Origin of the sequence: Mesorhizobium salmacidum (SeqCode) (assembly GCF_037179605.1) — a bacterium.
Taxonomy (GTDB): domain Bacteria; phylum Pseudomonadota; class Alphaproteobacteria; order Rhizobiales; family Rhizobiaceae; genus Mesorhizobium; species Mesorhizobium salmacidum.
Map to the genome: position 1 here is coordinate 328908 of NZ_JAPYKS010000003.1, position 15161 is coordinate 344068.

The window sequence follows — 15161 nt, forward strand, 5'->3', positions numbered from 1 at the left end:
GGCCACGTGGCCGCCCGGTCTTTCCTCGAAGACGGTAGCCGGCGCATGACCGATCTTACGCTTTCCAGTCAGGCCATTGCGGGAAAGACCGCGCCCCCAGGAGAAGCGCGCGCCTTGCGGTTTCCGACGCAGTGGCTCGGGGTGACGCCGTTCTTCATTTTCGCCATCATGTTTCTGATTTTGCCGACGCTCTACCTGATGCTCGGCGCATTCCAGAACGATGCAGGCGAATTCACGCTGGATAACATCTTCGCGTTGTCGCAGGCGAACATCGTTGCCGCCTATTGGATATCGATCAAGGTAAGCCTGGCCTCGTCGCTGATCGGCGCCTTTGCAGGCTTGGCCATAGCGATTGCCATCGTGCGCGGCGGTCTGCCGAACTGGATACGGTCGGCAACGCTGACCTTTTCCGGGGTGGCTTCCAATTTCGCCGGCGTGCCGCTTGCCTTTGCTTTCATCGCCACGCTTGGCCGCCTTGGGCTGGTTACCGTTCTGCTCAATACACTGGTTGGGCTGAATCTCTATGCGCATGGTTTCAACCTACTGTCGTTCTGGGGGCTGACGCTCACCTATGTCTACTTCCAGATCCCGCTCATGGTGGTCATCATCGTGCCGGCGATCGACGGGCTGAAGAAGGAATGGGGCGAGGCCGCAGCGACGCTCGGCGCGACACAGTCGCAGTACTGGCGGATGGTTGTGATACCCGTGCTATGGCCGAGTTTCCTGGGCACCGTGATCTTGCTTTTCGCCAACGCCTTCGGCGCCATCGCCACCGCCTATGCGCTAACGGGCTCTTCGCTCAACATCGTGCCCATCCTGCTCTACGCGCAGATACGCGGCGATGTGCTGCACAATGCCCACCTCGGCTATGCGATTGCGTTCGGCATGATCTTCATCACCGGGCTGGCCAACATCTTCTACATCTGGTTCCGGTCCCGTTCCGAGAGGTGGCTCAAATGAAGGCTGGCAAATTCTGGGCCTGGGTCGTCTTCATCCTCGGCGCGGCCTATTTCTTCATACCGCTCATAGCGACGATCGAGTTTTCGCTGCGCATGCGTCGCGGCGTCTATTCCTTCGACGCCTACAAGGTCGTGCTCGGCGATAGCCAGTTCCAGACAACTTTCATGTATTCGGTGATCGTGGCGGTCTTCACCATCCTTCTTGGTGTGCTGATCGTTGTGCCCACCGCCTATTGGATCCGGCTGCGTCTGCCCCAGCTTCGCCCGGTGGTCGAGTTCATCACCTTGTTGCCGCTGGTCATACCGGCCATCGTCATCGTTTTCGGCTATATCAGGATGTACGGCTCGAATTCGCCCCTGCCGTTCCTGTCTAACAATACAGCCACAAATGCTCTGCTGGTCATCGGCTACGCGGCGCTGGCGCTGCCCTATATGTACAGAGCAGTCGACACCGGCCTTCGTACCATCGACGTTCGGACGCTGACGGAAGCTGCCCAGATCCTCGGCGCCGGCTGGGGTACGATCGTCACCCGCGTGATCCTTCCCAACGTGTTGATCGCCGTGCTCTCCGGCGCCTTCCTGACGTTCGCGATCGTCATCGGCGAGTTCACCATGGCAAGTCTGCTCAATCGGCCCGCTTTCGGTCCTTATTTGCAGAACCTGGTTGCCAACCGAGCCTATGAACCGGCAGCGCTGTCCATTATTGCTTTCGTAATCACCTGGGGTTGCATGTCGCTGATCCAGGTCCTGTCGCGGTTTGCGCCGAAGTCCGCCAACCGCCCGAATTGATTGAAAGAAAGAACCATGGCCGAGCCATTCCTTTCCATCCAGCACGTCCGAAAATCCTTCGGCGCCACCACGGTGGTGGAGGACTTCAATCTCGACGTCGAGCCGGGTGAATTCGTCTCGTTTCTTGGGCCGTCCGGCTGTGGCAAAACCACTGTGCTGCGCATGGTAGCCGGCTTCGAGGAGCCATCAGCCGGCAAGATCGTCGTAGCCGGCAAGGACATCACCCGGTTGAAGCCCAACCAGCGCAATGTCGGCATGGTGTTCCAGGCCTATGCGCTGTTCCCGAACCTAACCGTGGCGCAGAACATCGGCTTCGGCCTGAGGGTCGCCGGCATGCCCAGGGCGGATATCGATGCCCGCGTCGCCGAGATGCTCGATATGATCAAGCTGCCGCAGATGGCGGACCGCTACCCCTACCAGCTCTCCGGCGGCCAGCAGCAGCGCATTGCGCTGGCGCGTGCGATCGCGCCGAAACCGAAGCTGTTGCTCCTCGACGAGCCGCTGTCGGCGCTCGACGCCAAGGTACGTGTGTCGCTGCGCGAGGAAATCCGCTCGATCCAGAAGAAGCTCGGCATCACCACTATCTTCGTCACCCATGACCAGGAAGAGGCGCTGTCCATCTCCGACCGCATCGCCGTCATGTATGGCGGCAAGGCCGAGCAGGTCGGCACACCGTTCGAGATCTACAACCGGCCGGCAACCAAATTCGTCGCCAATTTCGTTGGCACGCTGAACGTGCTCGAAGGCAAGGTCACTGACGCCGCATCCGGCACGGTGCAGGTCAACACGCAGGAAGTCTCGCTCAAGGGCAAGCTCAACGGCTCGAAGTCCGGCGACATGCTGTCGCTGGCGCTGCGGCCCGAGGCAATTTCGCTTGGTCGCCAGCCCGGCCGTGATTCCAGTCTTTCGGGCGAGATTTCCGAAGTACACTTCCTCGGCTCGGTGATCCGTGTTCGCGTCGGCATCGGCGGCAACACGGTGTCGCTCGACACATTCAACAGCCCGGCGACGCCGCCGCCCGCGGTCGGTGAAAAGGCGGAGATTTCGTTTTCGTCGAGCGATATGCTGGTGTTGCACTAGGTACTCCACGGTCGGTTGGCGCTCCCGAACGGGTGCTCCAGCGATCCGGATTCCTCGTGCCCGCGGCGACACAACCGGTACCGGAGGTGTCACCCCGTTGTTTCACGGCCATGACTTTGGCACTGCCAATCGTTTCATTCGGCCGCTACGATAGCGCATGGCCCTTTTCGAACTGACGCTTATCCTGCTTTTGACCGCCGTCGCGCTGACGGCGCTGTCGCGTCGGCTGGAGATTCCCTATCCGTCCCTTCTGGCCCTGGCCGGCGTCGCGATTGCCTTTGTACCCGGTGCGCCAGTGATCGAGATCGATCCGGAGCTGGCGCTTGCCCTGTTCATCGCGCCGGTGCTGCTCGATGCCGCCTATGACACGTCGCTGCGCGACCTGAAGCGCTACAGGCTGTCGCTGGTGCTGCTGGCGCTCGGCGCCGTGGTCTTCACCACCCTAGTCGTTGCCTTTGTCGGCTGGAAAATGGCCGGGCTGCCGATCGCGGCGGCGGTCGCGCTTGGCGCCATCGTCGCGCCGCCGGATGCCGTGGCGGCCAGCGCCGTGCTCGGCCAGTTCAAGGTGCCGTACCGCCTCACCGCCATCCTGCAGGGCGAGAGCCTGCTCAACGATGCCACCGCGCTGCTGATCTACCGGTTGGCGGTTTCGGCCGCGCTCGGTTCGATCCTGCTGAGCAACGCCATTCCGGTGATCTTGCTGTCGACGATTGGCAGTTTGGCCGCGGGTTATGTGCTTGGCCGTGTCTCGCTGCTTACACTTAGCCGGATCGACGACGCCGCAAGCAGCACCGTGGTGCAGTTCGCCGGGACATTCGGGGTGTGGATCCTGGCCGACAGGCTCGGTCTTTCCGCCATCATCACAATCGTCGTCTATGCCATCACCATTGCGCGCAGTGCGCCGCGCCGCATGTCGGCGAGACGTCGCGTCAGCACCTATTCAGTCTGGGAATCGGCGGTGTTCGTGCTCAACGTGCTGGCTTTCGTGCTCATGGGGCTGCAAGCACGCTCTATCGTCGGCCGGCTCTCCGGCGATGGGCAGGGCGGAGCCTTTGTCTTTGCCGCGACGGTGCTGGTTGTCGTCATTCTGGCACGCCTCGTCTGGGTGGCGAGTTACGTTGCGATCATCAGATGGTTCGCCCGTTTCGGCGGCGAAGACAGAAGGCGAGAAGCGCCGACATTTCGCGGCGCCGTGCTGGTCGGCTGGTGCGGCATGCGGGGGTTGGTGACGCTGGTGGTGGCCATTGCCCTGCCGGCCGGCTTTCCCGGCCGCGACCCGATCGTGCTTGCCGCCTTCGCGGTGGTTCTGGGCACGCTGGTGTTGCAAGGCATGACCTTGAAGCCCTTGCTGCGGATACTCAACTTCGAACGGGACACGAGTGTCGATCGCGAAGTGGCTCAGGCGCGGGTTGCCATCATGCAGGCCGCCCTTGATGTGTTGAGCCGCAAGACGTCGGCCGCGGCGGCCGTCGTGCGCGAACAATACGAGGCTCAGCGCGTGGTCGCGGAAAACCCGGAGGACGCGCAGGCGGCGACCGAATACGACCGGCTGCGGCTCTACGCCATCAACCGCCAGCGCGACACGCTGGAAGAACTGCGCAGCAACGGCACGATCGGCGATGAAGCCTATCACCGGCTGGAGGAAGAGATCGACTGGGCGGAACTGGCGGCGTCGCCGGCAGGCCGGTTCCAGCCGCTGACCACCGACTAGCAGATGCCGCGTCTCGACTGCCGCCCTGCTGGCCCAAGCCCCGTCCGTCCTCCTGCACATTGCAAGCGATCGACCGAACCGTTACTGCCAACACCGGGAAGTGAGCCGGATAAGCAATGAAGCTGGTCAGCTACAACATCCAGTACGGGTTCGGCAGCGACGGGCGCTACGATCTTTCGCGCGCCGCGCGCATGATTGCCGGCGCCGACATCATCGCCTTGCAGGAGGTCGAGCGGCACTGGCAGCGCAGCAATTTCGATGACCAGCCGGAGCTGCTTTCACGGCTTCTGCCTGATTATCACTGGGTGTATGGCCCGGCCTTCGACATGGATGCCAGCGAATGGCGGGACGGCCGTCTGGTCAACCGCCGCCGGCAATTCGGCACCATGGTCCTGTCGAAGCTGCCGATCGTCTGGTCGCGGCTGCATGCGCTGCCGATGCGCCGTACCTTGCGGCCGCTCAACACCCGCAACGCCGCGCTCGAATGCATGATCCGCACGCCGGCCGGACCGGTCAGGGTGCTTTCGCTGCATCTCGCGCACATCGCCGCGGAAGAGCGGCTGGACCAGATCGACTATCTCTTGGCGCAGCATCGCCGGGCGCCGGTGGAAGGCGGGCCGTGGAGCGGCGCGGACGACGAACCTTCGCGTAACTGGACACATGGGGAAGTCGAGCCGGAAAATCCGCCGGCGGCGATCTGGCTGGGCGACTTCAACATGGAACCCGGCAGGGCCGAGTACCGGCGCATCGTCGGCAGCACGCCATATCATCGTGGAGCAGCCTATCTCGACGGCTTCGTCGATGCCGCCGCCGTGGCGGTTGAACCGGCTGGTGATTTCCATACGCATGAGAAGATCATCGACGGCAGACTGGCAAAGCGCCGTCTTGACCATTGCTTTGTCGGCGGCATGTTGGCCGGGCGTGTGCGCTCGGTCGGCGCCGATATCGGCGAGCTTGCTTCCGATCACTTCCCCGTCCGGGTCGACATCGATCTCGAAACGCCCTTCGGCTCCGGAGGTCGATGAGCTCCATATGACGCTTTTCGTCTTCTTCGCGGTGCTTGCCGCGGCCGCCATGCACGCGATCTGGAACGCGCTGGTCAAGGTGCATCTCGACCGCTTCCTGTCGATCACTTTGATGACGTTCGGCATGGGGGTCGCTGGCCTCGTGGTGCTGCCTTTCGTCGAGGTGCCCAAGGCGGAAGTCTGGCCCTACATCACCGCTTCGGTGATCTTCCACATGGGCTACCGCACCTTCCTGATCGGCGCCTACCAGGCCGGCGATTTCGCCCAGACCTATCCGTTGGCACGCGGAACGGCACCTCTGCTGGCCGCGATTGGCGGGATGTTCGTCGTCGCCGAGGTGCCGGCGCCGCTCGCCATCGTGGGCATCCTGCTGTTGTCGGCCGGAACGCTGGTAATGTCGTTTCGCGGCGGGGCGCATCTGGAGAAGCTGAACCTGCGCGCGGTCGCATTTGCGCTGGGCACGTCGATCTTCATTGCCAGCTACACGCTATCCGACGGCAGCGGCGCGCGGCTGGCCGCGACCGCGCAAAGCTATGCCGCCTGGCTGTTCATCTGCGATGCGCTTGGGGCGCTGGTGCTCTGCCTCGTTTTCCGAGGATCCAAGGCGCTTCCGGTGTTGGCGCGCGACTGGAAGACCGGGCTGTTCACCGGCGTGCTTTCCGGCGCCGCCTACTGGATCGTGATGTGGGCGATGACCAAGGCGCCGATCGCCTCGGTCGCGTCACTGCGCGAAACCTCGATCCTGTTCGCCATGATGATTTCGGTCTACGCGCTCGGCGAGAAGATGACGGGCTGGCGCGGTGCCGCCGCGCTCAGCATCGTCGCAGGCGTCATCGCGCTGAGGATGGGCTGACGTTTCAACCCAGCACCGTCATTACCTGACCGCGCCGCTCCGGACTGAAGCGGATGACCACGATGATGCAGACGGCGACCACGCCGGCAAATAGCGCCAGCGCATAACCATAACTGCCGCCGGGCGCTTCCGCGATCCCCGCTTGATACGGACCGCCGTAGGAGGCGGCGAGATTGCCGGCCTGGTATATGAAGCCGGGCAAGGTGGCGCGCACCGCGCCGGGCGAAAGCTCATTGAGGTGAACCGGGATGACACCCCAGGCACCCTGGACCGCGACCTGTATGATGAAGGCGCCAATGGCCAGCATGAAGGGCGTGGAGCTGTAGGCCCATAGTGGGATCGCCGGCAGGGCGATGATGCATGCGAGGGTAATGGCGTTGATGCGGCCGATCTTCTCCGACAGCGCGCCAAACGCCAGGCCGCCGACAATGGCGCCGATATTGGCGACGATGGTGATCCAGCTCACCGTATGCGGATCAAAGCCATGTTGTTTCTTCAGGAAGGTCGGGTAGAGGTCCTGCGTGCCATGGCTGAAGAAGTTGAAGAACATCATCAGCACCACGGCATAGAGCGCGACGCGCCAGTGCTTCCGCAGCGTTTCCAGCAACCCCGGTCTGACCTGCTTTTGTGCCTCGACGAAGGGGGGCGATTCCGGCACGTGCGAGCGGATGAACAGCACCATCAGCGCCGGTATGAAGCTCAGCAGGAACATGAAGCGCCAGCCGAGGACGAAGTCGCCGACCTTCTGTCCGTAGAGCAGCCCATAGACCACCGCCGCCAGGAGGTAACCGGCGGGATAACCGCATTGCAGGATACCCGAGACCATGCCGCGTGCCCGCGGCGGTATGGATTCCATGGCAAGCGAGGAGCCGAGGCCCCATTCGCCGCCCATGGCGATGCCGAACAGGGCGCGTAGCGCCAGGAAGATGCCGAGATTGGGAGAGAAAGCAGCCAGCGCCCCGATCACCGAGTAGCTGACGATGTTGAGCATCAAGATCGGCTTGCGACCGTATTTGTCGGCAAGCATGCCAAAGAAGAACGCGCCGATGAAGCGGGTCGCCAAGGTCAGGAACAGAGCCTTCGACACCGCGGGGACATCGGTCTGGAACTCAGCCGCAATATCGGTGAGTAGAAAGGTCAGAAGGAAGAAATCAAAAGCATCGAGCGTCCAGCCCAGAAATGACGCCAGAACGGTTTTCTTCTGCTCGGCGGTGAGGTTCAAGGCGTCCTCCTTTGTGCCCCCAAAGGAACGATATGTCGCCTTGTCGGCAAAAGAGAACAGCGATCGGGCGGCTTTCGAAAGGCCGGCGGTTCACTTTTTCGTAAGATCGAGGTCGAAGACCATCAATCCGTCGGTGCCGCCTTCGAGGGCCGCGACCAGCCGGGCGCCGGCACGCTGATGCGCCTCATGGACGAGATAGGCGTCGCGCGCCGCCGCATCGCGGAAATCGATGGTGAAGCCATGGCTGAAACCCCGCGCGAAGGGCTCCGGACTGACATTGGCGCTGTCCATGCCTTCGATCACCTGCCGCAACGCTTCGAGGTCGGCGCGGATAGCCGTGCGCTCGGCCGGGGACACATCACTACGAAATCTTGCGAAAACACAGTGCCTGATCATTTTGCCACTCCCTAAGCAGCACGATTGCCGGAAAACACCGCCGGCGCCAGCGGCTCGCGGCCAAGGATCAGATCAGCGCCCTTTTCGCCAACCATGATGGTCGGCGCGTTGGTGTTGGAAGAAGGCACACGCGGCATCACCGATGCGTCGCAGACGCGCAAGCCCTCTATACCGCGCAGCTTGAGATCCGGCGTCACCACCGCCATCTCGTCATGGCCCATGCGGCAGGTGCCGACGGGATGGTGGTCGGTCTTGGACGTGCGGCAGGCATAGTCGATCAACTCGTCATCACTGGCGAGCGACGGACCGGGCAGCACCTCGCGCAGCACGTAGGGGGCAAGTGCCTTCTGCCGCATGATCTCTCGCGCCAGCCGCAGCCCCTTCAGCGACATGGCGCGGTCATAGGGATCGGACCAGTAGTTCGGATCGATCAGCGGATGGTCGGCTGGATCGGCGCTTTTCAGCCGCACCGTTCCACGCGAGCGCGGCCGCAGGAAAGCCGAGTTCAAGGTGACGCCCGGGTTTTTCAGCTTCTCGACGCCGGCCTCGATGCCGGAGCCGAGACCCAGATGGAACTGGATGTCGGGCGAGGCGGCGGTCGGATCCGCGTACCAGAAGCCGCCGGTCTCGAACAGGCTGGAAGCCACCGGTCCGTTCTTCAGCAGCAGATATTGCAGGCCGGCCCAGGCCGTGCGGTGGAGCTTGGCGTAATTGTCGTAGGTGTGATCGCCTGTGCATTCGGCGATGACGAACAGGTCGAGATGATCCTGCATGTTGGAGCCGACGCCTGGCAGATCGTGTACCGGCGTGATGCCGACCGATTTCAGGTGGTCGGCCGGGCCGATGCCCGACTGCATCAGAAGCTTCGGCGAACCGACGGCGCCGGACGAGACGATCACCTCGCGGTCGGCATGCAGGATTGTTGTCTGGCCGCCCGGCCTGTCGACCACCTCGACGCCGATGGCACGGCCGTTCTCGACGACGATGCGGGTGACCAGCACATCGGTCCGGACAATGAGATTCTTCCGGTCGCGGATCGGCTTGAGATAGGCCACCGAAGCGGAGGACCGGCGGGCGTCCTTCTGGGTGAGCTGGTAGTAGCCGACGCCTTCCTGGCTGGCGCCGTTGAAATCCGGGTTGAAAGGAATGCCCATCTCCTGGCCGGCGCGGAAATAGGCCTCGCAGATCGGCAGCGGCGAGATCGGGTTGGAGACGCCGAGCGGGCCCTGGTCGCCGTGAAAATCGTTGGCGTAACGCTGATTGTTCTCGGCGCGCTTAAAATAGGGCAGTACGTCGCGATAGCCCCAGCCGGCCAGCCCTTCTTCCTTCTCCCACGCGTCGTAGTCGCGGGCATTGCCGCGCGTGTAAATCTGGGCGTTGATGGAAGAACCGCCGCCGACCACCTTGGCCTGCGTGTACCAGAAGACGCGGTCGTTCATGTGTTTCTGCGGCACGGTCGACCAGCCCCAGGAGGCGATGCCCTTGGTCATCTTGGCGAAACCCGCCGGCATGTGGATATAGGGGTGCCAGTCCTTGCCGCCGGCTTCGAGCAGCAGCACGGAATTGGAGGGATCCTCGCTTAGCCGGTTGGCCAGCACGCAGCCGGCCGGACCGGCGCCCACGATGATGTAGTCGGTCATTGTCTTATCCGTGTCTTATCCGTGTCTTATCCGTTCACAGCCGGGGCACGGAGAGCGCGCCGTCGACATTGATGATCGAGCCGGTCGAAAAACCCAGTCTGCCGGCAGCGAGCGCCGCCACCATGGCACCAATATCGGAGGCTTCGCCCCAGCGTTTCGCCGGCACCAGGCCGCCGTCGATCAGCGCGTCGTATTTGGCACTCACGCCTGCCGTCATGTCGGTGCGGATGATGCCCGGCCGCAGCTCGAACACGCCGATGTTTTCCGGGGCGAGCCTGAGCGCCAGGTTCTTCACCCACATGGAAAGCGCTGCCTTCGACATGCAATATTCGGAGCGTTCCGGAGAGGCCATCTCGGCGCTGACCGAGGTGATGGTGATGATCGATTTCGCATGATCGCCCGGCTGGCGGAGCATCACCTTGGCGACAGCCTGGGTGAGGAAGACGGTGCCACGCAGGTTGACGCCGAGCGCACGGTCGAAATTATCGGGTTTGAGGTCGAGGAGGTCGCCCCGCACCACGGCGCCGACACCTGCATTGTTGACCAGGCAATCGATGCGGCCGAAGGCGCGCATGGCGGCGTCGACGAGGGAAGCATGGGTGGAAAGGTCGGCGATGTCGCAGCCGACATAGGCAAACTTCGCGCCGCGCGCGGTGATGTCAGCGGCGAGCTCGCCTGCGGCTGTTTTGGCAAGGTCAGCGACGAGAATGTCGAATCCGGCGTCGGCCAGCGCCTCGGCGCAGGCAAGGCCGATGCCGCGCGCGCCGCCGGTGACGATGGCCGCCGGGCGGGTCATGCGGCAAGCTCTGTTTTGCGGATGTGTTCGGCTACCCGCAGCGCTTGGGCGGCGATCGACAGCGCCGGGTTCACGGCCGCCGAGTTCGGCAGGAAACTGGCGTCGACGACGAAGAGGTTCCGGTGATCGAAGGCGCGACAGAACGGATCGAGCGGCGACGTCGCCGGATCATCGCCCATTTTGACCGTGCCGCACTGGTGCGAGGGCGTGCGCTTGTCGAACGGGCGCGACAGCACGATGGGATAACCGCAGGCGCGGAAATTCGCGCGCATCACCTTGGTCAGCCCGTCGAGCGACTGCATGTTGGAGCGTCGCCATTGCATGACGATGTCCTTGCCGTCGACCATGATGCGGCTTTCGGGATCGGGCAGGTCTTCGCACATCAGATACCAGTCGATGGCATGGCCGGCCATGAAGTCGAGCGCGAATTTCGGCAGCCGTTTCACATTGGCCTTGAGCATGTTGCCGTCGATCTTGCCGAGAAGCTGGACATTGCCGAGCGGTTTTCCGCCCTTGCCGTCCGTGAGATAGTAGTCGTTCAGCATCAGGGTCTTCTGGTAGACGGCATCGTTCCTGCGGCGCGGATCGATCGCCAGCATGGCGCTCGAATTGTGATTCATGAAGTTGCGGCCGACCTGGTCGGAGCGGTTGGCCAGGCCGTTGCCGCCCCCCTTGCCATTACCGGGTGAGGGCGAGCGCAGCAGGATGACCGCTGAATTGACCGCGCCGGCCGACAGGATCACCAGCTTCGGCGCGACTTTCCTCGGCTCGCCGTTCTGGCGGTAGTGAACGGCCGAGATGGTTTTGCCGTCCGGGGCTGTCTCGAGATATTCGACATAGGCGCCGGTCTCGAGCTTGATGTTCTGGTCGGTCAGGGCCGCCGTCAGCGGTCCGGTCTGCGCGTCGACCTTACCCTGGCCGGTATTGGGAAAAGCGTCCCAGCCGGTCCTGCCCTCCTTCAGCCAGGTGTCGATGTCGACGCCGAGCGGCAGGGAGGCCGGATGCAGCCCGAGCCCCTTGAGTTCGGCACGGGCGCGCGCGATCGGCGCCTCGTCGGGCACCGGCTTGAAGGCATAGGGAACCGAATGAAATGGCTCGGTTGGATCCTCGCCCAGCGCGCCGCGCACGCGGAACAGCTGCTCTGCCCTGGAATACCAAGGCTCGAATTCGTCATAGGAAAACGGCCATGCCGGCGAGACGCCGCCAAAGTGTTCCATGGCGGAAAAGTCTTCCTTGCGGTAGCGGATCAGCACCGCGCCGAAGAATTTCGAATTGCCGCCGACATAGTAGTAATTACCTGGGTTGAACGCGGCACCGCCAGCTTCGCGCCACATCTCCTTCGGCCGGTAATGGCCGTCAACGAAGATGGCGCGTGTGTCGCGCGCGTGCGGCGTTGCCGGCAGCGGCTCGCCACGCTCCAGCATCAGGATAGAGGCGCCGCTGCCGGCCAGACCAGAGGCGATCGTGGCGCCGCCGATGCCGGAACCGATGATGACGATATCGGGGTTTGCCATCGCCTAAAGCGCGCCGCGTTTGAATTGACACATGCGACCCGCTTCAGGTCTTTTGTTTTGATGCATATCGTTGCCCCAAAACCGGATCCACTTTTGGGCGACACGCATCAGCGAATACGGCTCTCGGTCGCCGGATCAAAGAACACAGCCTTGGTCAGGTTGAAGGCCAGCGGCGTGTTGGTGCCCGGCTGGATGTTGGCATCGGCGCGCAGCCGCGCCACCACGCCCTTGCCACCGAGATTGGTGACGGCGAAAGTGTCGGAACCGGCCGGTTCCACAACCTCGATATGACAATCGGCGGTGGCGATTTGCGAGGCGTTGCGTTCCGCGCCTTCCGGATCGGTGAGCGCCTCCGGGCGGACGCCGAAGATGATCGGCTTACCCTTGAACGCCGACAGTCCGGCCGGCGCGTTGGCCATCGGCAAGGTGATCGGCTGGCGTGCCTCGCGATCAAGCACGACGGCCAGATCGCCGCCATTGCCGCCGATGGTCGCCGGGATCAAGTTCATTGCCGGCGACCCCATGAAGTCGGCGACGAAGACATTGCTCGGGTTATTGTAGATTTCCGCCGGCGTGCCGAATTGCTGCACCTCGCCGTCACGCATGACCGCGATCTTGGTCGCCAGTGTCATCGCCTCGATCTGGTCGTGGGTGACGTAGACGATCGTTGTGCCCGTGGTGGCATGCAGGCGCTTGATCTCGATGCGCATGTCGACGCGCAGCTTGGCGTCGAGGTTGGACAGCGGCTCGTCGAACAGGAACAGCTTGGGGTCGCGTACCAATGCCCGGCCCATGGCGACGCGCTGGCGCTGGCCGCCGGAGAGCTGGCTCGGCTTGCGCTGCAGCAGATGGCCGATCTGCAGGACCTTGGCCACCTTGTCGATCGCCTTCTGGCGTTCCTCGGCTGGTACGCCGCGCATCTCCATGCCAAAGGAGATGTTCCCGGCCACCGTCATGTTGGGGTAGAGCGCATAGCTCTGGAACACCATGGCGATGTCGCGCTTGGACGGGTGAAGATCGGTGATGGTGCGGCCGTCGACGCGGATATCGCCAGAGGTGATCGTCTCCAGTCCGGCAATGGTGTTGAGCAGCGTGGACTTGCCGCAGCCGGACGGACCGACCAGCACCAGAAAGCCGCCCTTTTCAAGCTCGAGGTTAATCCCTTTCAGGATCTCGACCTGGCCGAAACGCTTCCTCAGACCATCAATTTCCAGAAAAGCCATTGCGTTATCCTTTGACCGCGCCGGCCATCAGGCCACGCACGAAATAGCGGCCGGCGAGCACATAGACGAGAAGGGTGGGCAGCGCGGCGATCATCGCAGCCGCCATGTTGACGTTGTATTCGACGACGCCGGTCGAGGTGTTGACGACATTGTTGAGCGCCACCGTCATCGGCATCGCGTCACCTGTGCCGGCATAGGCGGAGGCGAACAGGAAGTCGTTCCAGATGTTGGTGAACTGGTAGATGACGGTGACGACGAAGATCGGCATCGAGTTCGGCAGCATGATGCGCCGGAAGATCTGGAAGAAGGAAGCGCCGTCCACCTGCGCGGCCTTCACCAGTTCGGTCGGGAACGCCTCATAATAATTACGGAAGAACAGCGTGGTGAAGCCGATGCCGTAGACGACGTGGACGAACACCAGGTTGACCGTCGGGTTGCCGAGGCCGAAGCTGGTTCCGACCGTGTTCTGCAGCGTCACGCCGAACCGTCCGAGGCTGCCCAGGATCGTCGCCATCGGCAAGAGCACCGACTGGAACGGGATGAAGCAGGCAAACAGCATCAGCCCGAACACCAGTGTCGCGCCGCGGAAACGCCATTTGGTCAGCACGTAGCCGTTCAGCGCACCGAGCATGGTCGAGATCAGCACGGCGGGAACCACCATCTTGATGGAGTTCCAGAAATAGCCCTTGATGCCGGCGCAGGTGAGGCCAACGCAGGTCTCGCCCCATGCCTTCAGCCAGGGCTCGAAGGTCGGCGCCTTGGGCAGCGCCAGCATGTTGCCGTTCTGGATCTCGTCCATGGTCTTGAACGAGGTCACCAGCATGACGAACAGCGGCATCAGGTAGAACAGCGCGAATAGCGCCAGAAGCCCGTAGATGACGATGCGGTTGACGACCTTGACGTTGACGCCGCTGGCCTGGCGGGCGGGAGCGGTCACGGCGCTCATCGCGACTTCTCCCTGAGTTCCGAATAGAGATAGGGCACGATGATGGCGACGATGGTCATCAGCATGATCACGGCACTTGCCGAACCGACGGCCATTTCGTTGCGCTTGAAGGTGTATTCATACATAAAGTTGGACGGCAGCCAGGCCGAGCCGCCGGGGCCACCGCTGGTCAGCGCCACAACCAGATCGTAAGATTTGATGGCAAGGTGCGCGAGCACGATGAAGGCTGACAGGAAGATCGGCCGCAAGAGCGGAATGACGATGCGGCGATAGAGCTGGAAGGTGGTGGCGCCGTCGATCTGCGCCGCTTTCATGATCTCGCCGTCAATGCCGCGCAGGCCGGCCAGGAACATCGCCATGATGAAGCCGGAGGCCTGCCAGACGCCGGCGATGACCACGGTGTAGATAACGAAATCCTTGTTCTTGATCCAGTCGAAATGGAAGCTCGTCCAGCCCCATTGATGCAGCGTCTGCTCGAGACCGAGGCCAGGGTCGAGGAACCATTTCCAGGCAACGCCGGTGACGATGAAGGAGAGCGCCATCGGGTAGAGATAGATCGGACGCAGCACGCCTTCACCGCGGATCTTCTGGTCGAGCAGGATGGCCAGGAACAGGCCGAGCGCCAGGCAGATCAAGATGTAGAGAAAGCCGAAAATGCCCATATTGGTGATCGACGTGTACCAGCTCGATGGCGGATCGGTGTCGAAGGTCCAGCCCCAGAGTCGCTGATAGGCGCGCCCGCCCGTTATGGCGTAGGACGGGAAGGTCTTGGAGTTGGTGAAGGATAGGTAGATCGTCCACAGGATGAAGCCGTAGACGAAAACGATAGTAATGGCGAAGCTCGGCGCCAGCACGATTTTCGGCAAGGCGTCCTGCAGGCGCGACCGCACAGAGGTGCGCGGGCGGGCATGCTCCGGCGTCAGCTTGATCTGGCTTGTCGCAACTGTGTTCATGGGTTCCTCCCATCGGCGTCCGGCCGACCGGCCTCACGGGGCCTTCCCCGCCGG

Annotated in this window: 14 protein-coding genes; 6 read left to right on the forward strand and 8 right to left on the reverse strand. The window is 62.9% G+C overall.

The genetic code is table 11. The annotated features are described in order from the left end of the window. The first annotated feature begins 45 nt into the window (after positions 1 to 45). The 6 genes from O7A60_RS06200 (at position 46) to O7A60_RS06225 (ending at position 6417) form a co-directional block, all read left to right on the forward strand. The gene (locus tag O7A60_RS06200) at positions 46 to 960 is read left to right on the forward strand and encodes an ABC transporter permease (protein ID WP_337105527.1); all 915 of its coding nucleotides are present in this window, start codon (positions 46 to 48) and stop codon (positions 958 to 960) included. Next, positions 957 to 1748, forward strand: a complete 792-nt coding sequence (locus O7A60_RS06205; protein WP_337105528.1) for an ABC transporter permease — start codon at positions 957 to 959, stop codon at positions 1746 to 1748. Before O7A60_RS06200 ends, O7A60_RS06205 begins: the two co-directional genes overlap by 4 nt. A gap of 15 nt (positions 1749 to 1763) precedes the next feature. Next, complete coding sequence (locus O7A60_RS06210; protein ID WP_337105529.1) at positions 1764 to 2828, forward strand: ABC transporter ATP-binding protein; 1065 nt, start codon at positions 1764 to 1766, stop codon at positions 2826 to 2828. A 157-nt stretch (positions 2829 to 2985) separates the two neighbouring features. After that, a complete protein-coding gene (locus tag O7A60_RS06215) occupies positions 2986 to 4539 on the forward strand; it encodes a cation:proton antiporter (RefSeq protein WP_337105530.1) in 1554 nt (517 codons plus the stop codon). Between the two features lie 116 nt (positions 4540 to 4655). After that, on the forward strand, positions 4656 to 5564 hold the full coding sequence (locus O7A60_RS06220; RefSeq protein ID WP_337105531.1) for an endonuclease/exonuclease/phosphatase family protein: 909 nt from the start codon (positions 4656 to 4658) through the stop codon (positions 5562 to 5564). A 7-nt stretch (positions 5565 to 5571) separates the two neighbouring features. Then, a complete protein-coding gene (locus O7A60_RS06225) occupies positions 5572 to 6417 on the forward strand; it encodes an EamA family transporter (protein WP_337105532.1) in 846 nt (281 codons plus the stop codon). A 4-nt stretch (positions 6418 to 6421) separates the two neighbouring features. Here the strand turns inward: O7A60_RS06225 and O7A60_RS06230 are convergent, their stop codons facing one another. The 8 genes from O7A60_RS06230 to O7A60_RS06265 form a co-directional block, all read right to left on the reverse strand. Further along, positions 6422 to 7639, reverse strand: a complete 1218-nt coding sequence (locus O7A60_RS06230) for an MFS transporter (RefSeq protein WP_337105533.1) — start codon at positions 7637 to 7639, stop codon at positions 6422 to 6424. Positions 7640 to 7729: 90 nt separating this feature from the next. Continuing rightward, positions 7730 to 8035, reverse strand: coding sequence for a Dabb family protein (locus tag O7A60_RS06235; protein WP_337105534.1), 306 nt, complete (start codon positions 8033 to 8035; stop codon positions 7730 to 7732). Positions 8036 to 8046: 11 nt separating this feature from the next. After that, positions 8047 to 9675 carry a GMC family oxidoreductase gene (locus O7A60_RS06240; RefSeq protein ID WP_337105535.1) on the reverse strand — a complete coding sequence of 543 codons (1629 nt, stop codon included), beginning with the start codon at positions 9673 to 9675 and terminating at the stop codon, positions 8047 to 8049. Between the two features lie 34 nt (positions 9676 to 9709). Further along, entirely contained in the window at positions 9710 to 10471 is a 762-nt protein-coding gene (locus O7A60_RS06245; RefSeq protein WP_337105536.1) for a 3-ketoacyl-ACP reductase, read from the reverse strand. Further along, positions 10468 to 11985, reverse strand: coding sequence for a GMC family oxidoreductase (locus tag O7A60_RS06250; RefSeq protein ID WP_337105537.1), 1518 nt, complete (start codon positions 11983 to 11985; stop codon positions 10468 to 10470). Before O7A60_RS06250 ends, O7A60_RS06245 begins: the two co-directional genes overlap by 4 nt. A 107-nt stretch (positions 11986 to 12092) precedes the next feature. Continuing rightward, complete coding sequence (locus tag O7A60_RS06255) at positions 12093 to 13208, reverse strand: ABC transporter ATP-binding protein (protein ID WP_140711924.1); 1116 nt, start codon at positions 13206 to 13208, stop codon at positions 12093 to 12095. 4 nt (positions 13209 to 13212) lie between these two features. Then, on the reverse strand, positions 13213 to 14154 hold the full coding sequence (locus tag O7A60_RS06260; protein WP_337105538.1) for a carbohydrate ABC transporter permease: 942 nt from the start codon (positions 14152 to 14154) through the stop codon (positions 13213 to 13215). Further along, complete coding sequence (locus tag O7A60_RS06265) at positions 14151 to 15107, reverse strand: carbohydrate ABC transporter permease (protein ID WP_337105539.1); 957 nt, start codon at positions 15105 to 15107, stop codon at positions 14151 to 14153. Before O7A60_RS06265 ends, O7A60_RS06260 begins: the two co-directional genes overlap by 4 nt. Between the last annotated feature and the right edge of the window lie 54 nt (positions 15108 to 15161).